Origin of the sequence: Paenibacillus sp. FSL W8-0919 (assembly GCF_038003785.1) — a bacterium.
Classification (GTDB): domain Bacteria; phylum Bacillota; class Bacilli; order Paenibacillales; family Paenibacillaceae; genus Paenibacillus_AQ; species Paenibacillus_AQ lactis.
Genome location: NZ_JBBOPV010000001.1, coordinates 5144371 through 5168470, shown reverse-complemented (window position 1 = coordinate 5168470; position 24100 = coordinate 5144371). Strand labels below are relative to the sequence as shown.

Here is a 24100-nt window from a genome sequence, read left to right as displayed (position 1 = left end):
ATTCCATCGGGAACGAATCAGGCCGGCCAATGTTCAGGATGCGTTAACGAAGGCGGGAGCTTCGTGCTCGCATCCCCGATGGCGGCTTGGACTTGGGCTTGGGTTAGGAAGAGGCATCCGGTCAGATTGGCTCCCCGAATGTCCGCATCCCGGAAATCCGCGCCGATCAGATCGGCTACCCTCAGATCCGCGCCGCGCAGATCAGCTGCGATGAGATAAGCCCCTCTCAGATTGGCATATCGAAGATCTGCGCCCTTAAGCTTGGCGCCGATCAGATCCGCACCCCGGCCGCCGATGTTGTTCCTGACGGGAGGACCGGTGTGCTTACGGCGAGCATTCTCCCGGACAAGCTCGCTTGTCCGAAGCAGGAGCAAATTGACTTCGGCCCGATGAGCTGCCACATCGAGCTTCAGCAGAGCTGGCGGAGGGAGAAGCGTCATCCGCTCGGTCTCCTCCAGCGCTCGTTCGATATCGGCATGAATTTCTTGCGCCGGCTGTTGTTCCAATGCTTCGCTTAAATACCATAACAGCTCGTGGAGCTGCCGCATTATCGGGAATACCTCGAACATTTCCTTGGCGGTCTCAGTTGACTGCCGCCAGTCGCGTCTCTGGTAAGTAAGCTGGGATACCTTCTGTCCTGCGCCAAAGCAATCGAAAACGGTGCAGCCGCGGAAGCCCTTTTGTCTAAGATGATCGTGGATGGCGCAGCGGAAATCGGCTCTCAGATTGCTGCAGGGTGTTCCGGCGTTCTTATTCACCGCAAAATCCGATGATGCCGCGAAGGGCAGCGCCACGCAGCATAAGCCGAAGCAGCTGGAACAGTCCGATTGCAGACTATGCCGCAGCGATTCGGATGAGGTTTGTTTGTTCGTCATGAATGATATGAATCTCCTTCCACATGGGCGATGAACATGAATACATAGATTCTATTTTAGACCATAGAGAGGGTAAAGTCATAGATGCAATCGGAGTTTAATCATTTTCGCCCCATTTAGGACATATGTCCTTTTCCCCAATGCCGGATATACTCTTTAATAATATACAGATCAATTACGACGCGAGGAGTTTATACGCATGAGAGGAATTGTATTTGCTATACTGGGCGGTGCATGCATAACGCTGCAGGGTGTGGCGAACGCAAGGATCAGTCAGGATATGGGAACATGGCCGGCGGCATCCGTAACGCAGCTGACGGGGTTTTTGATGGCTTTGGTAATTTTGTCGTTTGTCCGTGACAGCAAGCAGTATTGGGTTAGGCAGGTGAACCCGCTGTATGTATTAGGAGGCGCTTTGGCGGCACCGATCATATTCAGTGAAGTTACCGCGATCCGGCATATCGGGGTAACCTTGACGATATCGGCGCTGTTGATCGCACAGCTGAGCCTGACGTTCGTGATTGACGCCGGCGGATGGTTCGGCGTGGCCAAGAAGAGGATTACGGCAGCTCAATGCATTGGCATTGCCATGATGATCGCCGGTGTGCTGTTCCTTAAAATGTAGCAGCAAAGGACAGAATCATGAACAGATGGGAAGTGAACTGATCGATGAAAGAAAGTCGCGATCCGGAACGCCTGCGTTCCTTAATTCGCGAGCACCAGATGGAGCATGTGTTCCCGGAAGAACTGGAGCCCCATCTGCTGCTGTGTGAGTACGAACAGGGAGAGAGCATTTGCAAGCAGGGGGAGACCGCTGAATACCTTTATGTGCTTGTTGGAGGGAAAATCAAGGTGTTTACAACGTCACCGGAAGGCAGGGCGCTCATCCTGTCCTTTAAAACGCCGCTGGAGGTGATTGGTGATATTGAGTATATTCAAGGAAATCCATTCATCAACACGGTGCAGGCGGTGATGCCTTCGACCATGGTTGCCGTTCATCATCGTTGGCTGAATAAATACGGTCAGTCCCATCCGCCGCTGCTGCAGTTTCTGTTGCAGATCGTCACCCGCAAATTTTATATTAAGTCCAATTTTATGAGCTTTAATCTGATGCATCCGGTGGAAGTTCGTCTGGCCAGTTATCTGCTTTCGGTCTCGCAAGGCGATTCCGGAGCGTTCGCAACCGATCCTCCAGATGTCTTCCAGCTGTCAGATATTGCGAATCTGCTCGGGACAAGCTACAGGCATCTGAACCGGGTGATTCATAAATTTTGCAAGGACGGCTTGATCGAGCGCCGCCGCGGCATCATCCTGATCAAGAATCGGGAGAAGCTGTTCGAGGTGGCCGGGGGCAATATTTACGAAGAATAAATGACCGCTAAGAACGCCATATGAGGAAAGTGAAGGAGGAGCGGAATGTGGCCGGAGGATTGGTATTGGCGCTTATAGCCGGCGCTCTGGTAAGTCTGCAAAATATATTCAACAACCGGGTTAATGCTGCCACGGGACTATGGTCAACGACAACATTGGTGCTTGGATTGGGCTTTGCTGCATCCTTCATCATAAGCTTGGCAGTTGAGGGTACCGCCACCTTCCAGCTGGACCAGATGAAGCCCTGGTATTGGATCAGCGGGGTCATCGGCGTAGGCGTGGTGATCTGTCTGGTTCAAGCTACGAAAATGCTCGGACCGACGTTCGCCATATCGATTGTCATGACGTCACAGCTCGGGTTCGCCCTCTTGTGGGATTCCATGGGATGGCTCGGTCTTGCTAAGGTTCCTTTTACAATAAACCAGCTGATTGGAGTTGGTTATCATCGGCGGCATTCTGGTGTTTAAATTAGGAGGATCACAAGAGAAGCAAGAAGCTCGAAAAGTTCGCGAAGGAGGAGAGTAAACATGGGATCGATCATTGATAAAGTCGCATGGCTGCATGTGGTTGACGGACGCATCTTATGCGCCCGTTCCAGAGGCAAGGATACGTACTATGTTCCCGGCGGAAAGCGTGAGGCCGGCGAGACGGAGCTCGAAACGCTTGCCAGGGAGATTGAAGAGGAGCTGTCCGTTCGGATACAACCGGAAAGCGCCGTGCACTACGGAACCTTCGAGGCGGAGGCTCATGGTAAAACCGATGGAGCCATCGTGAAGATGTCCTGTTATACGGCAGAGGCGGACGGAGAGCTGTCGCCAGCCTCGGAGATCGAGGAGCTGGCATGGTTGACATATCAAGATAAAGGACGTGTGTCCGAGGTGAGCCGGCTGATCTTCGAGCGGTTATACGAGACCAAGCAGCTGAACGATTAACCAGAGAACGATGATGCATTTAAGTCTAAAAAAGACGCCTCCGCGGAGGCGTCTTTAATCATTAGATTTAGAACGTACGTTCGATTTAAGGAACATTTGAATCAAACGGGGTCTTATTCGATTTTCATATTATTAGTATAAACGAACGCCTAATATAAGTCTATATTTTGCCAGGAAATTATTTTATAGTAGGTGATACCCGGCCGGGAAGTCAGAGCTTAGCCATCGCGTTGTATAGCTAAAGGGAGCCTATTTCTTATGCAAATTCGATTATGGAATACCAATTTAAAAGTTCGCTTATTTGGCGAAGCGCTGTTCAATATGCTCGTGTGGATGTACTTTCCGTTTATCGCGGTTTATTTCGGGAATGCGTTAGGAAATGATATCGCGGGGATGCTGATGACGGTTCCCCCGTTATTCAGCATGGCAGGGAGCTTGATCGGAGGCGCTTTGGCGGACCGGATCGGACGCCGTCCCGTCATGCTGACGGGCGCTGCGCTCCAAACCTTGATGTTCGCCGTATTCGCCTTGTCATCTTCCCATTGGCTCGATTATGCGGCGTTTATTGCCATTGGCTTCGGCGGTGCCATTTATCGGCCGGCCAGCACGGCCATGGTGGCGGACCTGGTTCCGGCACAGGACCGGCGTCAAGTGTTCGCTACGTTCACGACCGCCAATAATATCGGGGCAGTGTTAGGCCCGGCGCTTGGAGCGGTATTCTTCTTCCATTACCGGCAGGAGCTGCTGTGGACCTGCTCGTTCATCCTGCTGCTGTATTTCATCGCTATCTATTTGATCGTTAAAGAATCCATGCCGCCTGGGGAGGGAAGCGCTGGCCGTTCAGCAACGGTTGGCGAAATATGGAGGGAGCAGTGGAAGGGATACGGCGTTATTTTTCGCGACAAGGTGTTTCTGGTGTACATACTAGCAGGGATATTCGCGCTGGTAGCGATTATGCAGCTGGATTTGTATTTAGCCGTCTACGTCACGAACTACGTGCCTGCTCAGGCTTTGTTCTCCTGGGAGGAGGGCAAGCTGATGCTTTCGAGCACCGAGATATTGGGCTGGCTGCTCGGCCTGAACGGTCTCTTGTTTGTGCTGTTTATCCTGCCGGTAACCAAGTGGCTGCGCCATTGGAAGGAGCGCGACGTATTCATTATGTCATCGCTGTTATCCGGATTAGGGACGTTTGCCCTCGGCTTCAGCACCAATCTATGGTTCTTGTTTATCGTTACGATCGTGTTTACATTCGGCGAGATTGTCCGCTCACCGGTCATGCAAAGCTTTATCAGCCATTATGCTCCGGAGCATGCAAGAGGACAATACATGGGCGCTGACAATCTGCAGTATACGATCGGGCGATTTTTGGCGCCGGTCACTGTGTTTTTATCGGCGTGGATTCCGCCAATGGGAATATTCAGCCTGATCCTGCTGTCAGCACTTATTAGTGTCGTTCTATACGTACATTTGTTCAGAATATACCCCGCCTCGTCAGAACAATAGATGGTCCCATGCCGGATAGATTGGGGAATCCTCCGGGCAATCAAACAGATCAAATCAAAGCCGTCAGATTTACAGCTTGCTCATATGTCGTCGCGGCGATCGCATGACATTGTGAGCGGGTTGTAAATTTGGACGGCTCTCATTTATTGTCGTTCGTATTTACAAACCGATGGTCGGTATATATAATAAGGAGCAAAGAGGATGAGGAGTTGGTGGAGATGGCACCATTTATAGGCATGGTCATTTCGTTTCTCGTTTTTCGGTCACTCGGTTTAGCCGGCTGGGAGTACATGAACGACACCGTCATATCGCTTCGCTTTGCAGCAGCGGTGATGCTGCTGATCGCCGCGTCGGCTCACTGGGGCAGAATGCGTCCCGATTTGATTGCGATGGTACCGCCAAGGATCCCGAAGGCGGGGATGATCGTAAGTTTGACAGGCATTTTTGAAATAACGGGTGCCTTTCTGCTGCTCTTCCCGTCGACGACAACGATAGCAGCAACCTTGCTGGCACTGCTGCTGATTGCCATGTTTCCAGCTAACATGCATGCAGCCCGTCATAAGCTCAAGCTAGCGGGCAGGCCGGTTCCACCGATAGGGATCAGAACGGTTATTCAAATCGTGTTTATAGCCGCTATATTAATTGCAGGCTGGCTGCCTTCGCAAGGATAATGCAGTACCTATAAGGAGGAATCGCATATGAAGCAAGAAGAACGCCGAGAGCAAACGCAGCACATCCTGCTGGAAGCAACAGAGGAATTGATTCGGGAGAAGGGCTGCAGTCAAACGACGTTGACGGACATTATGAAGCGCACCGGACTCTCCAAAGGCGCGATCTTTCATTACGTCTCCGGCAAAGATGAGCTGTATATCAATGTATTGAAAGCGAAGCTCGCGGAATCAAACGAACGGTTTATGAATGAAGTAAACAAGCAGGGGAAGAAGAAGCAATTTGAAGGACCCATGAACGCCATCGCGCATGGAATGACGAAGCTGGAAAGCCGCGATGACGTCAGCAACCAGATTTTGATGTATTTGATCGGAAAGAGCGATCAGCCGGGGATTGCCGAAATTGTAGCCGGGTTTTACAGGGAATCGACGGCCACCTCGAGGAAGTGGATCGAGACCGGGCAGGAAGCGGGCGTAATTCCAAAATCCATCGATGCCGAGCGGACGGCTGAGCTGTTCGAATTGCTGTCTTTCGGGCTGCGGGTACGGGGATTGATCGGGGCCAAGAGCGACGTCTTCGGTACGAACGAGTACGAGGATTTTATCATCGGTATTCTCCAGCCCGGAGAAGCCGGGAAGGGGGGCAGGAGCAGATGACGGTATGGCTGTTTCTTCATATAACCGGAAGCGTGCTGTTTGTCGGGAATATCATAACGGCAGCGTTCTGGAAGGTAAGGGCCGATATCGAGGGCAATCCGTCCCACATCCACCGGACGGCGAAGAATGTGATGCTGGCCGACTACGTGTTTACCCTTCCGGGATTATTGCTGCTTATCGTTTCCGGCATCGTAATGGCTGGTCGCTCCGGATTCGGGATTGGCGGAATGAATTGGCTCACCGCATCGCTTTTCTTGTTTGGCGTGACGGGGCTGATTTGGGGAGGCGTATTGATCCCTTTACAGAAAAGCATGATCAGGCATAGCGGGCATTCCGTAGAATGCGGAGCGGTCACGGCAGGGTATAAGAAGGCCTCAAGGTATTGGGCGATATTCGGAACGATCGCAACCCTGCTTCCCCTAGCCATCCTTTATTTTATGGTGTCAAAGCCATTTTGATAGAAGAGATGGTCAACTCGTACTCCGCTAGGATTCCATGTAAGGAAAAGGAAGGAAACTGAATCATAAGAAGAAGGCGAGCGCACGGTAAAACATTACCGTGTGTTTTTTTTATAACGAACACTTAACAAAAAGAACGGAACCCCTTATAATGGTCAAAGTCTTGTCGTCCGGGAACCAACATGCTTGAGCATGCATTTACTTGCTCGGCAAGCTATGGCTTGGCTGTTACATTCATAGTTTAAGCTAAATTCTTCGTAAAGGTGTTTGATACGCATGCTTCATAATCCAACAGGAAGAGAACGCCTCGGCCTAGCATTTCTACTAAGTTTGCTGGGGATATTGGGACCATTCAACATCGATATGTATCTGCCCAGCTTCCCCGATATATCGGCTGACTTGGGAGCGCGAGCCTCACTGGTGCAGCTGAGTTTGACTTCGTGCTTGATTGGTCTGGCTTTGGGACAAATGATCGTGGGTCCAATCAGTGACGCACGCGGACGAAGAATGCCCTTAATCATCTCTTTGGGGCTGTTCGCATTGTCTTCTCTGTTTTGCGCGCTTGCCCCGAATATTACGACACTGATTATCGCTAGATTCTTGCAGGGATTTACTGCTGCTGCCGGCCTTGTCATCTCCCGTGCGGTCGTGCGGGATGTGTTCAGCGGCAGGGAGCTGACCAAGTTCTTTGCGCTGCTGTCGGTCATCAATGCCGTTGCGCCGATGGTCGCCCCAATGTCGGGCGGAGCGATTTTGCTGCTTCCATCCGCCAGCTGGCATTCGATCTTTTATTTTCTAAGCTTATTCGGTCTGTTTATCGTGCTCACCATTACGCTGCGGTTGAAGGAAACCTTGCCGCCCGAGAGACGGATGTCAAGCTCGATTGGCCACTCGATAAAGACCATGGGGGATCTGTTCAAGGATCGTTCCTTCATCGGATACGCCTTGACGGTCGGCTTCATCCACGGCGGGAGCTTTGCTTACGTGTCAGGCACTCCGTTTGTATATCAAGGGATATATGGTGTATCGCCGCAGGTGTTCAGCATTCTGTTCGGCATCAATGGCCTCGCGATCATCTTCGGCAGCTTTCTGATCGGACGTTTCGGCGGCATCATTCCGGAACGGACATTGCTGCGCTTCGGCGTATGGACGGCGGTAAGCGCAACTTCATTGCTGCTTATCATGACGGCGATCCGAGGTCCGCTGGCCCTCATCGTCATCTTAATCTTTATATACATGATCACGATCGGAATCGTCGCAACCAGCACATTTACCTTGGCCATGGAGAAGCAGGGACATCGGGCTGGTAGCGCAAGCGCTGTGCTTGGATTGGTACCGTTATTGCTGGGCTCGGCGGTATCGCCCCTGGTCGGCATTGACGAGACGACAGCCGTGCCGATGGGAGCGGTGTTGTTCGTCACCTCGTGCCTTGGCGCATGGGCGTTTACCAAGCTGACAAGAGCGAACGGGGATGGAGCATCGGCAAGCTAAAAAATCCCTCGAATGACATTTCGTTATCCGTTGCAAAATGTAGGTAAGGCGGGTGACGATATGCGAACAATGGGAATGAAATGGTTTGCTGTGGTTCTCATCCTGGCGGCTGCGGTAGGCTGTGGGAATAAAGAGACGAAAGAGCATGATTTGCTGCATGTGAAGTCCAAGCAGGGGGCCGATAAGAAGAAAGTGATCTTTCTTATGATAGACACTTTGATGGCCCAATCCATCGATGAAGGGATCCGTCAAAAGCAGCTTCCAACCTTTCAGTATCTTATCGAGAATGGACAGTATCATAGGGATATGGTCAGTTCGTTTCCGACGATGTCGGTGACGATTGACAGCTCGATGCTGACCGGAACCTATCCTCATGAACATCGAGTACCCGGGCTTCTTTGGTATTCGGCCGAGGAGAAACGGTTAATCAACTACGGAACCGGTCCGATGGAGATTCTGAGGCAGGGCGTGAATCATGTGCTTGAGGATGCCCTAATCAACCTGAACGGCCGGCACCTCAATCCGAAGATTCCTACGATCTATGAAGAAGCGGCCAGACTCGGGTTGACTTCCGGCTCGATCAACGGTTTGGTGTATCGGGGAAAATCGGAGCATACCCTCTCCATTCCAACGTGGATCGAGGTACCGACCTCACTTCATCGCAACATCAAGGTCAAAGGCCCCGATCTGTTGACCTTGGGTGCCCTCTCCAATCCGCTGAACGGCAAAAAGAATATGCCTGATAGCATTGCCAACCGATTGGGAATGGATAACAAATTTGCGCTGGAAGCCTTGGAATACTTAATCAAGGAGAAGAAGCTGCCGGACTTTTTATACGTGTATTTGCCGGATCTGGATCAGAAGCTTCATAAGAAAGGGCCTTCGGATTTGGAAGGCGTCAAGAAGCTTGACGCTCAGCTTCATTCCATGCTGCAAGCCTTCGGATCGCCCGAACAAGCGCTGGATGAAGCCGTGATCATCATTGCGGGCGACAGCGGCATGACGCAGCTGCTGCCGGCTGATCAGCATTCGGAAATCGACCTTCCGGCCATACTGAACGGGTACCGTATCCTGCGTCCGGGCGAGCGGCCGACGGATGAAACCGATGTGATCCTCGCCGTGAATGAAACGATGGCTTACGTATACAACGCGAATGGGAAGTACTCGCTGCAAGAAATTGCAGGCAAGCTTCTTAAGGACAATCGTATCGACATGGCCGCATGGAAAGATGACGGATGGATTCATGTCACCCGGAGTTCTTCAGGCAAGAAACTGAAATATCGTGCGGATGGTCCGTTCTCGGACACCTATGGGCAGAAGTGGGAGATCGAAGGGGACATGGACGCTTTGAATCTGAAAGCAGGCAAGAATGATGGGGACGGGGGACAATCCATAAGCTATGGTGAATACCCTGATGTTCTGCAAAGACTGGCGAGCGCTCTTCATTCCCACGCCGGGAGCTATATGGTTGTAACCTCGAAACCGGGTTATGAGCTCAAAGACCGAAGCTCTCCGACGCATGAAGGAGGAGGCGGGCACGGATCTATAAGGAAGAAGGAATCGCTTGTGCCGCTCATTATTTGCGGAACAGACCGTGAACCCCGGTACTTGCGTGTGATTGATCTAAAGGCGTTCCTGCTGGATTTGCTGGTGGAGCCATCACAAGGCGAGAAGCAAAGGAAGATCGACGGAGAAACCGCGCGATAGTGCGGTTTTTTCATGGTTATTTAAGGGGGGCAAGCCGAGCGGATGACATATATCCCCGGGCAATCAGAAATTCTTTCAGCACCGCAAGCCCATCTTCGATCTGTTGAGGTTCCAGGTGACCATAGCCGAATAACAGCTTATTGGCGTGAAGTCCTTTGGCAATCGCGTGATATTCAACAGGTGTTATCCGGATCCGGTTGCTCCTGCACATGTCTTTAAAGGACGGATCGAACTGCATATCCTCGAATTCGACCGCAAGATGCAGTCCGGCTGCATCGCCCCATAGCCGCCAACGGTCACCGAATGATGCCTTTAATGCTGTCAGGAGCGCTTGTCTACGTTCACGATACAGCTTGCGCATGCTTCGGATATGCCTGTCAAATTTCCGTGTCCGTAAAAATTCTGCTAATGCCTCTTGCTCGAAGGGAGGGTTCTGCACATCCGTATGCGTGCGCAAATAACGCCATCGCTCCTGAAGGCAATGCGGAAGAATGACATAGCCGATCCGAAGGGCCGGGAACAGTACTTTACTGAACGTTCCGATATAGATCACGCGATCCGGATCCACGGCATAGAGGGGGGAAACCGGGTCTCCTTCATACCTAAATTCACTGTCGTAATCATCCTCAACGATATAGCTGTCATTTTCCCTCGCAAACCGAATCAAAGCCGCACGACGATCGGCAGGCAATATTCCGCCAAGCGGGAATTGATGCGAGGGGGTTACATAGACAGGGCCGCTAATTCTTGGGAGCTTGTCTGTTAATAAGCCAAACTCATCCACCGGAACGCGTTTCACTTGATAGCCTTTATTGATGAACGACTGGAGCATTTCGATGTTCGTCGGATCTTCAACGATAATCGCCTGATCCTGCCGGTACAACAGGTGGGCAATGACACTCAAGGCGTGGGTCGCGCCTGCCGTTATGAAAATATCCAGCGGATCTACCACAAGTCCTTTACTCCGGTACAGCCAGGAGGATATTTCAAAACGCAAGCTTGGCAGTCCCTGGGGGCCCGTATACCCGAGCATATCGTTAGACATCTCGCGGCAAGCCTTGATCGAGATTTGCTGCCACAAATAATTAGGGAACCGCCGGAGCTCCGGTTGGCCAGTACGGAAATCGGCGAGGAGGGGAAGAGGCTGTTCCTCGCGCTGCCGAGCAACCTCCTTTTTCTCCGTATGGACAGCTACGCCTTCCGCGATCCTTGTTGGAGCTCCCTGGCGGCTTACAACGAATCCCTCAGCCAACAGCATATCAAAAGCCTCATTCACCGTATTTCGGGAGATCTTCAGTTCCTCCGCCAACTGACGGGTGGAAGGAAGGGCTTCCCCTGCACGAAGCTTTCCGGCAACAATTTGTTCCTTGATTGCCAGATAAATTTGACGCTTAAGCGGAACCTCGATTTCTCGCCGCAATTCGAATCCCCACATAATTCCTCCAACTGGTTTGTATAAATTCAAGCTGAACTGGTTCTTCAACCAACTCCGATAAGATTGTACCATGTTGAGGATATCAAGCGACTATTGTTTTTTGTGAGGATGTGAACTCGGGTGGAAAGATGGAAAGGGATGTTGTATCTGTTCGGGGCGTTTACGCTGGCAGGTACTTCGGTTATTACGGCCTGGCTGTTGAACGGCAAGCTGGGCGCGTTCACGATTACGGCGATCAGTCTTCTGCTCGTGCTTATGATTCTAGTACCGATGCGATTGCAGGCGCTGGTTCGTACGCTCAGGAGCCGAGCCGGCACAAACTGGCGTCAACTGCTGCTTCAAGCTGTCTTTGGCATGTTTTTGTTCCGCATGTTTATGCTCTTTGGCCTCTCCCATACCAGCGCTGCGGAAGCGGGGATCATTACTGGGGCAACGCCGGCTATTACCGTAGTGCTGGCAAGGCTTGTTCTGAAGGAGCGGGTAAACCGCTTCAGTCTGCTCGGAATCGCTAGCACGGTCAGCGGAATTATTCTGATTCAGGGGCTGTTCTCGCAAGATTATCCCTTTACCGTACAGCACTTAATCGGAAATGTGCTGGTGCTCTGCGCGGCTTCTAGTGAATCGGTATTCAATATCCTGTCGCGTATGAGCTCGACAAAAAATGACGGACGATCACAACAACCGGTGGATCCGGTTGTGCAAACGACGCTGGTATCTGCGATAGCGTTCCTTCTTTGTCTTATACCGGCGGGGTTTGAACACCCGCTTCGGTCCCTTGCAGGGATCGCATGGGAGGAGTGGCTAGCGCTGATCTGGTACGGTCCCTTTGTGACGGCACTTGCCTTTGTGTTTTGGTATGCGGGAATCCGCCGATGCGATGCTTCCACGGCGGCGGCATTTTCTGGAATGATGCCGTTTACCGCCCTGGTGCTGTCCGTGGTCTTGCTGGGTCAGCGGGCAGGAGTGGAGCAATGGGCCGGAGGGCTGCTGGTGGCGGGTGGCATGGTGCTGATCGGCGTGAACCAGAAACGAATAGGAGGTGAACGTAACATTGGCAAATCCGGACTGAATCTAAATACGGCTAAAAGAACTTAACAGTAGCAAACAACGGAGCGGGGAGAGAGGGTTATTTAATCGATAGCTTGTATTTTCCCTGTATCCCCGATTTCAACGATGAAAATAAAACGACAGGGCACGCACACGGTTCCATTAGAGATCATTCTTGCTGTTTGATTGCGCTGAAACGGGTTATAAATGTAACAATTGGATAACCTAACTTCAGAAGGAGTGATAATTATGGAAAAGCTGTTGGTTAAGCTGCTGGTTCACGGCGTCATGATCACGGGCTTGCTGCTCGCTCTTTCAAACGCCACGCTGATTGCGGCCCTGATCACCGCGCTGGGCATAGGCATTGTTGCTTATCTGCTCGGGGATCTTCTAATTCTGCCAAGGACGAATAACATGGTAGCGACCATCGCGGATGCAGGCTTGGTATTCGTCATGCTGTGGATCATTGCCGATGCCGCCAATTGGACGCTAAGCTTCCCGGAGATACTGCTGCTTACGGTTTTGGCAGGAGGCTTTGAGTATTTGTTCCATATGTGGCTCCTGCGGGATCATACCCCGGTTCGAAGACAGCGCGCTTAAGCCTTGTTGGAAGCCGCATTAAACGACCGTCCATCGATCAAAAGGAAGAGACTCAGCTTGGCTTTGATCCTGCTGAGTCTCTTTGCTATTCGTGCGGCTGCTGCTATTCAGGCCTCTTCGCTTGGAGCGGCGGAGGAATAAGCCAGCCCTTCTCCTTGTTCATGCGAAGAATCCGAAGGCCGAGGGCCGCTTTGGTTGTATGGTATTTCGCAAACAAAGCGCCGATATCTTCCCGGATGCTCATTCCCATCACTTTGCTGCAAGAAGCGAGTCCTAGCGCATTCTCGGCAGCGATTTTGGCGGCGATTTCCGGATCGGTGAACCGGGCGCCCATCGGGATTTCCTCGAGCTTGGCAGGAGGCCGTTCAGCCAGCGCCGGAGCCGGCGTAATGCCGTTGTCGGTCAGCAATTCGTCGCATTCCTTCATTTCAAGTCTCGCTTGGTCGAGCAGGTCCTCAAGGATCTTCTTCAGCTCCTTGTCTCCTGCATGATACATATACGCCTCATAGCAAGAGATGGTGCCCTTGGCCATCATGGACGTTTCCCATACGCTGAAGATTTCGCCGTAATGCATAGGCTCATCTTTCGGATTGCCGCTTAAAATACCCAATATGATTCGCTCCTTTATATTTATTGAACATCGTCATTATGTACAGGAACCATGTATTTCATGCTGCAACTTCTTGGGCGTGCACAGCAGGTAATTATTACATAATCCCCAGCGTGCATGAAACTTGTCCTTGGGAATGAAACTGAAGGCATCAATACAATCCAGGAAAGCGGAGGCATCGCCATGTATTTCTACAAAGAAGACTTGATCAATTTGATCGTGCCGGATCAACCCGATCCCGCTGCCGCAAAGGTGCTGCAGGAAACGCTTGGCGGACGGTTCGGCGAGATGCGCACGATGATGCAGTTCTTTTTCCAGAGCAATAACTTCCGGGGACTGGACACCCAGTTTCGGGATTTGATACGAGGCGTGTTTTTAGAGGAAATCAGCCACGTCGAGCTCGTCCAGCATACGATCAACCAGCTGTTGACGGGAGCCGGCGCTGATGGCGCGGGCAATGCCGGAATCGATGAAGCGCCGCTGGATGAGGCGGTCAAGCACGCGAACCCGCATCACTTTATTATGGGAGCTCAAAGCTCGCTGCCGGTCGATGCGGCAGGCAATCCATGGATGGGCAATTATGTGTACGACCATGGCAATCTGGTGGCGAATCTGCTCGATAATCTCGTGCTGGAATCAACGGGAGTATTGCAGAAATCGAGAATCTATGAGATGAGCACGAACAAAACGTTCCGGGAAACGCTGGCCTTCCTGATCGTTCGCGACAACGCCCATCAGAACGCGTTTGCCAAGGCGCTGGAAACGCTTGGCGTCGAGTGGGGCAAGCTGTTCCCTGTACCGAATTACGATATCAATAAGTATCCGGAGTGTAAAAAATATGTGGATATGGGCTTCCATAATGCCCAATTCAATTTTCGGCTGGATAACACGCGAATCGGTGAAATTTTCAGCGGCCAGACGCCAAGCCGAAACGGCGGCAGTCTCCAAGTCATTCCGCCGCCGGAAGGCTTCCCGGTGCCGAACTTGCCTGAGCTCCCTAACGAGCATAGCCCCGGAACACGCGATCTGAATGCCTAACTTCGCGTTTCGCAAACAAAACCGCCTTTTGGTTCAAGGCGGTTTTGTTGCGGGAATGTACCACAGTACCAAGCAGCAGGGGGATCATGGAATTTCTATTAACGGCAAAGCCCGGTTCCTCAGAACGAACTGAGAAACCGGGCGGTTGCCATTACATCATCATCGCCTATAAACAGGGTTTTCTTGATCATATCATGACGCTTACGCTATGATTAGAGACAGTTTCATGATTGAGGAGGTACCTGTTTATGATCCTACATAAAGGAGAAACCTTATTTCGGCAAGGCGAATCAGGCCCGCTGTTTCATGTGAAGAGCGGCATGCTCAAAATCGAGCGTGTACACCAGGACGGAAATGCTTTGCTAGTCAATTTGATTGTCCCCGGGGAAACGATTCCGCATCATTCATTAATTACGCCCAAGCCCTATTTCGGAACGGCGGTTGCATTAGTGACAAGCGAGATTCAAGTTTACCGTCCGGATGAATGGTATGGTTCCTTGGAGCAGGACCCGGTTCGATATCGTTCCATAGCGCTTCAGCTGCAGGATAAGCTGCGAATGATGCAGGAGCGGATTGATCAATTAAGCGAAATCGAGCCCATTGAGCGATTACACAAGCTTCAGCGGTGGTTCGAGCAGTATATCTCACCAGCGCGCCTTACGGATGTCCTGACCCAAGTGGAGATCGGCCAGCTGATCGGGCTGCGACGGGAAACGGTCAACCGGCTGCTCCGTCAGGAAAGGCTTGCAGCAGGACCAAAGAACTCGTAATGGATCCGGTCGGAAGGAATATCCATTGCCAGAAGCGCGTCGTTGATCGTCTTCATGAACGGGATCGGACCGCAGAAATAATAGACTGCCGATGACCCGGGTACGGTATCTTTTAACCATGCCAGGTCGATCAATCCGCTCTTATGGTATCCGCCATCCTCTGCGCCCGGGTTGCTGTAGCACCACCGGTAAGAAATATTCGGATTCATTTCCGCGAGCTCCTCGACATGCTGCTTCATTGCATGGACATTGGCATTTCGTGCTGCGTGGATAAACATCACCTTACGCCCCGGTTGTGCTTCAACAGCGGTGTTCAGCATGCTGATCATCGGAGTGAGCCCAACACCGCCGCTGATGAGGACGAGCGGAGACGAATCCTCCAGGTTCAATGTGAAATCGCCGGCAGGAGCCGAAAGCTCCACGATCCCGTTCTCTTCAACGGACTGATGGAGGTAATTCGATACTTTCCCTTCCGGAGTATCAATGCCTTCGGCCTCCCGTTTTACTGAAATCCGGTAGTATGGCTTGCCAGGCGCATCAGACAAACTGTACTGGCGGTTCAAGGTATAAGTTTCGCCGGGTATTTGTAGCCTGATGCTGACATATTGTCCAGGCTCAAAAGCGGCCAGCGGGCCTCCGTCCGCCGGAACGAGATAGAAGGACGTAATAACTTCGCTCTCCCGTACTTTTCGCTCGACCCGGAACGGTTTGAAGCCGCTCCACCCCCCGACCTGCGTCTCCGATTGCTTATACATCTCATCTTCAACAGAAATGAATGCATCCGCAATGACGCCGTATGCTTCCTCCCACGCCTGCAAAATTTCTTCGGTTGCTGCATCTCCAAGCACCTCTTTAATTGCTCCTAGCAGATGCTCCCCGACAATGGGATAATGCTCCGGTTTGACGCCAAGACTCCGGTGTTTATGCGCGATTTGCTTAACGGCAGGCAGGATAGCCTCCAAATGGTCGATGTGCAGCGCCGCTGCATACACCGTGTTTGCAAGGGCGGTTTGCTGGCGGCCTCGCTGCTGGTTGGCATGGTTGAAAATATTCAACAGCTCCGGATGCGCTTTGAACATATTCCGATAGAAGGTGGAAGTGATGGTAACGCCATGTTGTTCCAGGACAGGAACCGTTGATTTGATGGTTGCGATCGTTTTTTCGCTTAGCATAAAGCTGCGCCTCGCTTTCATAAAGTGGATGATATCATTATAGATAACCCGTTTCGCATGGTATTGTGATTTGAATCACATAAAATCGCAACAATTTGTGACTTTAAAATTTGAACAGGAACATTTACAGGTACATTTTAAAGAAGGCTTGCCGTTTCCTTTAGGGCTCCATGCAGGGTTTGAATGGGTGCTTCTGCTTCGGGGCCTGCCGTTCACAATTTGTCCCCAATCCGTATGACTGCAATCACTGAGGCGGATTAAAGGGCTGTCTATACTTGAGGCGTGAGAAACGGCCAGCAGCTAAGCTATGGCCACAAATGACAGGAGGTTTTTTTCTATGAGCACCATTACGCTTCATACCCATGTCTCGGATATCGTTTCCTCCGTGCCTCAGACGGCTGATTTATTCCGTTCGCTTCGCATCGATTTTTGCTGCGGCGGCCAGATTCCCTTGGAGAATGCGGCCGCACAGCGGCAGCTGGATCCCGAAGCTGTCCTGAATCAGGTCAAGCTGCTGCAGGACAAATTTGAGAAATACCAGGAGAGCCGTCCGGCCTCCCTGGGCGCTCTTGAGCTCATCGAGCACATTCAGCATAAGCATCATGCATTCTTGCGTGATGAATTGCCGGCTCTGACCCCATATGTTACTAAGCTTGCCCGTGTCCACGGAGAACGGCATCCTGAGCTTTTGCGGGTTCAAGAGCTGTTCACGCAGCTCAAGAAGGAACTGCTGGAGCATACGCAGGATGAAGATCAGAATGTCTTCCCGCTTATGGTCCGGGTCATCACCGAATCCGAGACGGATGCCGGAAAGCAATTACTGTCCCTGATAAGCGGGCTTGAGGAGGAGCACTCCAGTGCAGGCAGCATATTGCAGGAGCTTCGAGAGGTCACCAATGATTGGGAGCTGCCGGATGATGCATGCGGCACATACAGACTTGTCTATCAACGCCTTGCGGGTCTTGAGAAAGACACCTATGATCATATCCATTTGGAGAACAACGTTCTGTTCCAAGAAATTCGCACGCTCCTATAGCAATGCCCATCCTGTTATTATAGATACCCATTCAAGAGCCTTTGCCCGCCGGGCAGGGGTTCTTTTTGCATCTGCATCTTCCCAAGATGGGGACCCCAGTGCGTGCCTGAAAAAAAGGCTGCCGCCAGCATGACGAGGGATTTCCCCTGCGAATATAGGAGTTTCCCTAGTAGGATGCCTCCAACGATACCTGCATAATGAATGCATACGAATGGACGATACATGGATTCCCCAACCATGGTCATTCAAGCAGAAGGAGTTGACGCGTCCTATGAAACGCAAATCGGGACTGACATTCTTCAAAAGAGTGGAGAGCTACTCGGACAATTGGTCCGTCCTGGAAGAGAAAAGCCGGGAATGGGAGGATATGTACCGCAAGCGCTGGTCGCACGATAAGGTCGTTCGGACGACCCACGGCGTAAACTGTACCGGCTCCTGCAGCTGGAAGGTGTTCGTGAAGAACGGAATCATTACCTGGGAGAACCAGCAGATCGATTATCCGTCATGCGGTCCGGATATGCCGGAATTTGAGCCGCGAGGCTGTCCGCGTGGAGCCTCATTCTCATGGTATGAGTACAGTCCGCTTCGAATTAAATACCCTTATATCCGAGGTAAGCTTTGGAGGATGTGGAGCAAGGCTTTGGAGTTGCACGAGGATCCGGTTGTGGCTTGGGCCAGCATTGTGGAGGACCCGGATCAAGCCAAGGCTTACAAGCAGGCTCGAGGAAAAGGAGGGCATGTGCGCGTAACTTGGCCGGATGCAACAAAGCTCATCTCCGCACAGCTGATCTATACAATTCGTAAATACGGCCCCGACCGGATTGCCGGATTTACCCCGATTCCGGCGATGTCGATGATCAGTTATGCGTCAGGAGCCCGGTTTATTTCCTTGCTGGGCGGAGAAATGCTCAGCTTTTATGATTGGTATGCGGATCTTCCGCCCGCCTCGCCGCAAATCTGGGGGGAGCAGACCGACGTTCCGGAGTCCAGCGATTGGTACAATGCCGGCTACCTCATCATGTGGGGCTCCAATGTGCCGTTGACCCGGACGCCGGATGCACACTTTATGACCGAGGTGCGTTACAAGGGAACCAAGGTCGTGTCCGTGGCTCCGGATTACGCGGAGAATGTGAAATTCGCCGATAACTGGCTCGCACCGAATCCTGGAACGGACGCAGCTCTTGCCCAGGCAATGACGCATGTTATCTTAAACGAATATTATCGGGAGCGCGCGGAGCCGATGTTCCTGAATTATGCGAAGCAGTATACCGACATGCCGTTCTTGATCATGCTCGATGCGCATGGAGACAGCTTGAAAGCCGGACGTTTCTTGCGGGCAAGCGATCTGGGAGACGCCTCGCCGAATGCCGAGTGGAAGCCGGTTATTCTGGACGCGGAAACGGGTGAAATCATCGTCCCGAACGGCACGATTGGCCAGCGCTGGGAGCAGGGAGAGAAATGGAATTTAATGCTGGAGCGGGAAGACGGGACACGAATCGAACCGGCTCTTTCGATGGAAGGTCATAATGCGGATTGGCATAACATTTGTTTTCCCTATTTCGATTCCAGCGGCAGCGGGATATTCGAACGGATGATTCCTGCAAGGACGGTGCGTTTGGCCGATGGAACAACATGTCTCGCGACGACCGTCTATGACTTGATGCTCAGCCAGTATGGAATCCGGCGGGTCGGGAGCGAGCTCGAGGCGGCAAATTACGAGGATGCAAGCTCGTATTATACGCCGGCATGGCAGGAGGCGATCACTGGTGTAAAAGCCTCGGTCGTCATTCAGATCGCCCGCGAATTCGCCCAGAACGCGCTGGATACCGGCGGCCGGTCCATGATTATCATGGGGGCCGGGATCAACCATTGGTTCAACAGCGACACGATATATCGCTCCATCTTGAATCTGGTGATCCTTACGGCATCCCAGGGAGTGAATGGCGGGGGCTGGGCGCATTATGTAGGCCAGGAGAAATGCCGGCCGATCGAGGGCTGGTCGACTGTCGCCTTCGCCAAAGACTGGCAAGGACCTCCGCGCCAGCAGAATGCGACCTCCTTCTTCTATTTCGCCACCGACCAGTGGAAATATGAGGAGTCGGGGGCGGATGCGCTGAAATCCCCGACCGGCGGGGATATCCGGTACCGCCATCCTGCTGATTATAACGTATTGGCTGCACGGCTCGGGTGGCTGCCTTCCTATCCGCAGTTTAACAAGAGCAGCCTTGCTTTTGCGGAAGAGGCGGAGAGAGAAGGGAAGAGCACAGCTGATGAGATCGTTCGGCATGCGCTTGATCAGCTGGTTAAAGGTGAGACGCGATTTGCGATTGAGGATCCCGATGCTCCGGAAAACTTCCCCCGCTCGCTGTTCGTATGGCGTTCAAATCTGATATCCAGCTCGGCAAAAGGTCAGGAATACTTCATGAAGCACCTGCTGGGCGCCTCCGACAATCTTCTGTCAGAGCCGAATGAAGAAGAAAAGCCGGAGGAAGTGGCGTGGCATGGCGATGTGGAGGGCAAGCTGGATCTGCTTGTTGCGCTTGATTTCCGAATGACAGCCACGCCGATGTACTCGGACGTGGTGCTCCCTGCAGCAACCTGGTATGAGAAGACGGATTTATCCTCAACGGATATGCATCCATTCGTCCATCCGTTTAATCCTGCGGTAGACCCGCTCTGGGAATCGCGTTCGGACTGGGACATTTATCGAACGATCGCCAAAGATTTCTCGGATATGGCCAAGACCCATCTGCCGGGCGTGTACAAGGATCTGGTTGCTACTCCGCTTGCCCATGACAGCAAAGGGGAAATCTCGCAGCCATTCGGTATGGTTAAGGATTGGAAGGCCGGTGAGGCCCAGGCGATACCGGGAATAACGATGCCGAATTTGACGGTGGTCGAACGTGATTATACGCAAATTTACGATAAATTTATCACGCTTGGTCCGAACTTGGCCGCCGGCAAGGTCGGCGCCCACGGCGTGAGCTTCCCGGTGGCTGAGGAATTCGACGAGCTGAAACGAATCAACGGGACGTACCAGGATGGAACGATCAAGGATGGGCTGCCCAAACTGTACACGGCCCGGCACGCAGCGGATGTCATCCTGAATATATCATCAGCCACGAACGGGAGGGTTTCCCAGCGAGCTTGGGAGGCGATGGAGGAAGACACCGGCATCAAGCTGAAGGATATTTCCGCAGACCGGGCAGCAGAGCGAATCACCTTCCAGAGCATAACCGCTCAGCCGCGCGAGGTCATCCCGACCCCGGTGTTCAGCGGTTCCAACAAAATGGGCAGGAGATACTCGCCGTTTACGACGAATATCGAACGTTTGGTTCCATTCCGTACGCTAACAGGAAGACAGCACTATTACATCGACCATGAGCTGTTTCTGCAGTTCGGCGAAGCGCTGCCGGTCTACAAGCCGACGCTTCCGCCGATGGTGATGGGTCCCCGCGACAAGCAGGTCGCCGGCGGGAAGGATGCACTTGTTCTCCGGTATCTAACACCGCACGGGAAGTGGAATATTCACAGCACCTATCAGGATAATCTGCATATGCTGACGCTTTTCCGCGGCGGGCCGACGGTATGGATCAACAATGATGACGCGAATGCTCATGATATTCAGGACAACGATTGGCTCGAGGTATACAACCGTAACGGGGTCGTTACCGCACGGGCGGTTGTCAGCCACCGGATGCCGAAGGGCACGATGTACATGTACCACGCCCAGGATAAGCACATCAATGTGCCGGGCTCGGAGATTACGAAGGACCGCGGCGGCAGTCATAATGCGCCCACGCGGATTCACGTGAAGCCGACCCAGATGGTGGGAGGCTACGCGCAGCTCAGCTATGGCTTCAACTATTACGGACCGATCGGAAATCAGCGGGATGTGTACGTGGCTGTCCGCAAAATGAAAGAGGTGGATTGGCTTGAAAATTAAAGCACAGGTCTCCATGGTCATGAATTTGGATAAATGCATCGGCTGCCACACCTGCAGCGTGACTTGCAAGAGCACCTGGACCAATAGACCGGGCGCTGAATATATGTGGTTCAACAATGTGGAGACGAAGCCCGGCGTCGGTTACCCCTTCCGCTGGGAGGATCAGGAGAAATACAAAGGCGGCTGGACGCTGAACAAAGGCAAGCTGGAGCTCAAATCCGGCAGCAGATGGTCCAAAATCGCGCTCGGCAAAATCTTCTACAATCCCGATATGCCGGAAATGAAGGACTATTATGAGCCTTGGACTTATAACTATGAGCATCTGACCGCATCGGGGGAGAAGAAGCATCAGCCGGTCGCCCGGCCGAAATCGGCCGTGACAGGTGAGACGATGGATTTGGAATGGGGACCGAACTGGGAAGACGATTTGGCTGGTGCCCATGTAACGGGGCCGCGGGATCCGAATATTGAGAAGATCGAAGAAGAAATCAAGTTCAACTTCGAGCAATCGTTCATGGTGTATTTGCCCCGCCTGTGCGAGCACTGCCTGAACCCAAGCTGCGTCGCTTCCTGCCCGTCCGGAGCGATGTACAAGCGCGATGAGGACGGCATCGTGCTGGTGGACCAGGAAGCATGCCGGGGCTGGAGATATTGCATGACAGGCTGTCCGTACAAAAAAGTCTACTTCAACTGGAAAACGAACAAGGCGGAGAAATGCACCTTCTGCTTTCCTAGAATCGAGGCTGGACTGCCGACGGTATGCTCCGAAACGTGCACCGGGCGGATTCGTTATCTGGGCGTGCTGCTCTATGACGCAGACCGAGTTCAGGAAGTCGCGTCTACTCCCGACGAGCAGGATTTATACGAAGCGCAGTGCAGTTTGTTCTTGGATCCGCACGATCCTGAGGTCATCCGGCAGGCGCGGGCGGACGGGATCGCCGAAGAGTGGATCGAGGCGGCGCAGCAATCCCCGGTGTATAAGCTCGCAATCGAATATAAGCTGGCATTCCCGCTTCACCCGGAATATCGGACATTGCCGATGGTATGGTATGTTCCGCCGCTTAGTCCGATTATGAATGTGTTTGAGGGCAAGGATTCCGTAGCGAATCCGGATCTGATCTTTCCGGCGATCGAGGAAATGCGCAGCCCATCCAATATTTAGCGAACCTGCTGACGGCAGGAGATACCGCCGTGGTCAAAGGAGCGCTGCAGCGGATGGCGATGATGCGTTCCTACATGCGGGCCGAATCCTCGGGAGCCGAATACGATGACAGCCGATTGGAGCGGGTAGGGCTTACCACGCAGCAGGTGAAGGAAATGTACCGCTTGCTGGCTATCGCAAAATACGAAGACCGGTTTGTCATCCCAACCTCGCATAAGGAGCAGCATCTGGACGTGTACCGCTCACAGGGATTTGAAGGCTTTGAGTCGGGCTGCGGCGGCTGCGGGCCGGATAATCCTTTCGATAAGAGCGGCAAGGAGTTGTATGAAGAAAACTTCTACGGGGGGATATGGCGTGATTGATCTTGATAAGCTCCAGATGCAGCAACCGTCATTCGGTTTTTTTGCACGGCATCTCACCTATCCGGATAAACTGGACTTTCACCCTTCGCTCCTGGAGGAGGCCTGGGATGCGGGCCACCCGGCTTATGCTTCAATCAAGCGATATTGGGACAGCATGCATGAGTTCAGCTTGGAGCAGATTGAAGAATTGTATGTTCAGACGTTTGACTTTCAAAAAAAGACGACCCTGTACATGACCTATTTCAAGATGGAGGACAGCAGGGAGCGGGGGCAAATGCTTGTCCGGCTAAAGGAGACCTACGAGCTGTTCGGTCTGGAAATAGCCAGCTCCGAGCTCTCGGATTATCTGCCCCTGATGTGTGAATTTCTATATGCCGCCCGGTGGGAAGGGCACAGGAAGGAAGCGACGGAGAGCCTGTCCCTTATGCTGGCGGTCTTGGAGGACGGAACGTATCATCTGTTGAAGGAGCTGGATCGGCTGGACAGCCCGTACTCCGGATTAATACGTGCGCTTCGCGACACGCTCAAAATGTGCACGATTCAGGAGGCGGAGCTCGGATGAACATGATGGATCAGCTCTTGTGGGTCATTGTCCCTTATGTCTGCATCGTGGTCTTTATTGTCGGACATATCTACAGATACCGGACCGATCAGTTTAACTGGACGGCCAAATCCAGCGAGTTTATCGAGAAGAAGCGGCTGAAAGCAGGCAGCCTGATGTTCCATCTGGGCATCATCCCGGTCATCGGGGGACATGTCGCGGGACTCGGCATCCCCCAGTCCTGGATGGAGGCGGTCGGCGTTAATGAGCATTTGTACCATATCGGAGCGGTGTATGTCGGCGGCGCTTTCGGCATGCTGACATTGGCAGGCATGGTTCTGCTGACATCGCGCAGGTTTACGCTGCGAAGCGTTCGGAAGCTCAGCACGGCATCGGATCTGATCGTCAATGTGCTGCTGCTGTTCATCATTATTATGGGGATGTATAGTACGCTGGTTACGAATGCAGTGGAGCCGGATTTCAATTACCGGGAGACGATATCGGTATGGTTCCGCCAATTGTTCGTTCTTCGTCCGGATGCGTCACTAATGACAGAGGTGCCTTTGTCTTTCAAAATCCACATTCTGGCCGGGCTCGGTATTTTCGCTTTATGGCCGTTCACCCGTCTTGTCCATGTCTGGAGCGTTCCGTTGAATTATGTCGGAAGAAGATATATCCTTTATAGAAAGCACCGTAAATATGAATCGTAGACGAGAGAA

At 52.5% G+C, this 24100-nt stretch carries 21 protein-coding genes and 2 pseudogenes; 19 read left to right on the top strand and 4 right to left on the bottom strand.

Annotated elements, in window-relative coordinates; genetic code table 11:
• Positions 1-17: 17 nt before the first annotated feature.
• Positions 18-875, bottom strand: coding sequence for a pentapeptide repeat-containing protein (locus NST44_RS23340; RefSeq protein ID WP_340900735.1), 858 nt, complete (start codon positions 873-875; stop codon positions 18-20).
• 199 nt (positions 876-1074) lie between these two features.
• Here NST44_RS23340 and NST44_RS23335 point away from each other — a divergent pair, with 199 nt between their 5' ends.
• The 10 genes and pseudogenes from NST44_RS23335 (at position 1075) to NST44_RS23290 (ending at position 9662) form a co-directional block, all read left to right on the top strand.
• The gene (locus tag NST44_RS23335) at positions 1075-1500 is read left to right on the top strand and encodes a DMT family transporter (RefSeq protein WP_007130349.1); all 426 of its coding nucleotides are present in this window, start codon (positions 1075-1077) and stop codon (positions 1498-1500) included.
• A 44-nt stretch (positions 1501-1544) separates the two neighbouring features.
• A complete protein-coding gene (locus NST44_RS23330) occupies positions 1545-2246 on the top strand; it encodes a Crp/Fnr family transcriptional regulator (RefSeq protein WP_007130348.1) in 702 nt (233 codons plus the stop codon).
• 20 nt (positions 2247-2266) lie between these two features.
• Positions 2267-2771: pseudogene (locus NST44_RS23325) on the top strand (DMT family transporter).
• A gap of 2 nt (positions 2772-2773) precedes the next feature.
• The gene (locus NST44_RS23320; protein WP_007130346.1) at positions 2774-3178 is read left to right on the top strand and encodes an NUDIX hydrolase; all 405 of its coding nucleotides are present in this window, start codon (positions 2774-2776) and stop codon (positions 3176-3178) included.
• A 258-nt stretch (positions 3179-3436) separates the two neighbouring features.
• Positions 3437-4681, top strand: a complete 1245-nt coding sequence (locus NST44_RS23315; RefSeq protein WP_251535212.1) for an MFS transporter — start codon at positions 3437-3439, stop codon at positions 4679-4681.
• A 218-nt stretch (positions 4682-4899) separates the two neighbouring features.
• The gene (locus tag NST44_RS23310; RefSeq protein WP_340900730.1) at positions 4900-5352 is read left to right on the top strand and encodes a DoxX family protein; all 453 of its coding nucleotides are present in this window, start codon (positions 4900-4902) and stop codon (positions 5350-5352) included.
• Positions 5353-5379: 27 nt separating this feature from the next.
• The gene (locus tag NST44_RS23305; protein WP_007130343.1) at positions 5380-6006 is read left to right on the top strand and encodes a TetR/AcrR family transcriptional regulator; all 627 of its coding nucleotides are present in this window, start codon (positions 5380-5382) and stop codon (positions 6004-6006) included.
• Positions 6003-6464 (top strand): DUF2269 family protein, encoded by a 462-nt coding sequence (locus tag NST44_RS23300; RefSeq protein ID WP_007130342.1) that lies wholly within the window; start codon positions 6003-6005, stop codon positions 6462-6464. Before NST44_RS23305 ends, NST44_RS23300 begins: the two co-directional genes overlap by 4 nt.
• A gap of 276 nt (positions 6465-6740) precedes the next feature.
• Complete coding sequence (locus NST44_RS23295; RefSeq protein WP_007130341.1) at positions 6741-7955, top strand: Bcr/CflA family efflux MFS transporter; 1215 nt, start codon at positions 6741-6743, stop codon at positions 7953-7955.
• Between the two features lie 60 nt (positions 7956-8015).
• Positions 8016-9662, top strand: a complete 1647-nt coding sequence (locus NST44_RS23290; RefSeq protein WP_034273384.1) for an alkaline phosphatase family protein — start codon at positions 8016-8018, stop codon at positions 9660-9662.
• 16 nt (positions 9663-9678) lie between these two features.
• Here NST44_RS23290 and pdxR read toward each other — a convergent pair whose 3' ends face one another.
• Entirely contained in the window at positions 9679-11097 is a 1419-nt protein-coding gene (gene pdxR, locus NST44_RS23285) for a MocR-like pyridoxine biosynthesis transcription factor PdxR (protein ID WP_340900727.1), read from the bottom strand.
• Between the two features lie 120 nt (positions 11098-11217).
• On the opposite strand from pdxR, the gene NST44_RS23280 reads away from it, so the two are divergent.
• Both NST44_RS23280 and NST44_RS23275 read left to right on the top strand, forming a co-directional pair.
• Entirely contained in the window at positions 11218-12192 is a 975-nt protein-coding gene (locus tag NST44_RS23280) for a DMT family transporter (protein WP_340900726.1), read from the top strand.
• Positions 12193-12393: 201 nt separating this feature from the next.
• Positions 12394-12744 (top strand): DUF2512 family protein, encoded by a 351-nt coding sequence (locus NST44_RS23275; protein WP_007130337.1) that lies wholly within the window; start codon positions 12394-12396, stop codon positions 12742-12744.
• 103 nt (positions 12745-12847) lie between these two features.
• Here the strand turns inward: NST44_RS23275 and NST44_RS23270 are convergent, their stop codons facing one another.
• On the bottom strand, positions 12848-13354 hold the full coding sequence (locus NST44_RS23270) for a DUF3231 family protein (protein ID WP_007130336.1): 507 nt from the start codon (positions 13352-13354) through the stop codon (positions 12848-12850).
• Between the two features lie 183 nt (positions 13355-13537).
• Between NST44_RS23270 and NST44_RS23265 the strand changes: the two genes are divergently transcribed.
• A complete protein-coding gene (locus NST44_RS23265) occupies positions 13538-14392 on the top strand; it encodes a manganese catalase family protein (protein ID WP_007130335.1) in 855 nt (284 codons plus the stop codon).
• 248 nt (positions 14393-14640) lie between these two features.
• On the top strand, positions 14641-15162 hold the full coding sequence (locus NST44_RS23260; protein ID WP_007130333.1) for a Crp/Fnr family transcriptional regulator: 522 nt from the start codon (positions 14641-14643) through the stop codon (positions 15160-15162).
• Here NST44_RS23260 and hmpA read toward each other — a convergent pair.
• Positions 15126-16334, bottom strand: coding sequence for an NO-inducible flavohemoprotein (gene hmpA, locus NST44_RS23255; RefSeq protein ID WP_340900725.1), 1209 nt, complete (start codon positions 16332-16334; stop codon positions 15126-15128). The genes NST44_RS23260 and hmpA overlap by 37 nt on opposite strands.
• A 337-nt stretch (positions 16335-16671) precedes the next feature.
• Between hmpA and ric the strand changes: the two genes are divergently transcribed.
• The 5 genes and pseudogenes from ric to narI all read left to right on the top strand — a co-directional run bounded on the left by ric (position 16672) and on the right by narI (position 24091).
• Positions 16672-17370 carry an iron-sulfur cluster repair di-iron protein gene (gene ric, locus NST44_RS23250; protein WP_340900724.1) on the top strand — a complete coding sequence of 233 codons (699 nt, stop codon included), beginning with the start codon at positions 16672-16674 and terminating at the stop codon, positions 17368-17370.
• Between the two features lie 271 nt (positions 17371-17641).
• Complete coding sequence (locus tag NST44_RS23245; protein WP_340900723.1) at positions 17642-21316, top strand: nitrate reductase subunit alpha; 3675 nt, start codon at positions 17642-17644, stop codon at positions 21314-21316.
• A pseudogene (narH, locus tag NST44_RS23240) lies at positions 21306-22840 on the top strand (nitrate reductase subunit beta). The gene NST44_RS23245 and the pseudogene narH overlap by 11 nt, the downstream one beginning before the upstream one ends.
• Entirely contained in the window at positions 22833-23402 is a 570-nt protein-coding gene (gene narJ, locus NST44_RS23235; protein WP_340900722.1) for a nitrate reductase molybdenum cofactor assembly chaperone, read from the top strand. The pseudogene narH and the gene narJ overlap by 8 nt, the downstream one beginning before the upstream one ends.
• Positions 23399-24091, top strand: coding sequence for a respiratory nitrate reductase subunit gamma (gene narI / locus NST44_RS23230; protein ID WP_007130327.1), 693 nt, complete (start codon positions 23399-23401; stop codon positions 24089-24091). The genes narJ and narI overlap by 4 nt, the downstream gene beginning before the upstream one ends.
• Positions 24092-24100 lie beyond the last annotated feature (9 nt).

Coding starts and splice junctions, on each gene's coding strand:
- NST44_RS23340 (WP_340900735.1), bottom strand. CDS start 875: ATGACGAACAAACAAACCTCATCCGAATCGCTGCGGCATAGTCTGCAA.
- NST44_RS23335 (WP_007130349.1), top strand. CDS start 1,075: ATGAGAGGAATTGTATTTGCTATACTGGGCGGTGCATGCATAACGCTG.
- NST44_RS23330 (WP_007130348.1), top strand. CDS start 1,545: ATGAAAGAAAGTCGCGATCCGGAACGCCTGCGTTCCTTAATTCGCGAG.
- NST44_RS23320 (WP_007130346.1), top strand. CDS start 2,774: ATGGGATCGATCATTGATAAAGTCGCATGGCTGCATGTGGTTGACGGA.
- NST44_RS23315 (WP_251535212.1), top strand. CDS start 3,437: ATGCAAATTCGATTATGGAATACCAATTTAAAAGTTCGCTTATTTGGC.
- NST44_RS23310 (WP_340900730.1), top strand. CDS start 4,900: ATGGCACCATTTATAGGCATGGTCATTTCGTTTCTCGTTTTTCGGTCA.
- NST44_RS23305 (WP_007130343.1), top strand. CDS start 5,380: ATGAAGCAAGAAGAACGCCGAGAGCAAACGCAGCACATCCTGCTGGAA.
- NST44_RS23300 (WP_007130342.1), top strand. CDS start 6,003: ATGACGGTATGGCTGTTTCTTCATATAACCGGAAGCGTGCTGTTTGTC.
- NST44_RS23295 (WP_007130341.1), top strand. CDS start 6,741: ATGCTTCATAATCCAACAGGAAGAGAACGCCTCGGCCTAGCATTTCTA.
- NST44_RS23290 (WP_034273384.1), top strand. CDS start 8,016: ATGCGAACAATGGGAATGAAATGGTTTGCTGTGGTTCTCATCCTGGCG.
- pdxR (WP_340900727.1), bottom strand. CDS start 11,097: ATGTGGGGATTCGAATTGCGGCGAGAAATCGAGGTTCCGCTTAAGCGT.
- NST44_RS23275 (WP_007130337.1), top strand. CDS start 12,394: ATGGAAAAGCTGTTGGTTAAGCTGCTGGTTCACGGCGTCATGATCACG.
- NST44_RS23265 (WP_007130335.1), top strand. CDS start 13,538: ATGTATTTCTACAAAGAAGACTTGATCAATTTGATCGTGCCGGATCAA.
- NST44_RS23260 (WP_007130333.1), top strand. CDS start 14,641: ATGATCCTACATAAAGGAGAAACCTTATTTCGGCAAGGCGAATCAGGC.
- hmpA (WP_340900725.1), bottom strand. CDS start 16,334: ATGCTAAGCGAAAAAACGATCGCAACCATCAAATCAACGGTTCCTGTC.
- ric (WP_340900724.1), top strand. CDS start 16,672: ATGAGCACCATTACGCTTCATACCCATGTCTCGGATATCGTTTCCTCC.
- NST44_RS23245 (WP_340900723.1), top strand. CDS start 17,642: ATGAAACGCAAATCGGGACTGACATTCTTCAAAAGAGTGGAGAGCTAC.
- narI (WP_007130327.1), top strand. CDS start 23,399: ATGAACATGATGGATCAGCTCTTGTGGGTCATTGTCCCTTATGTCTGC.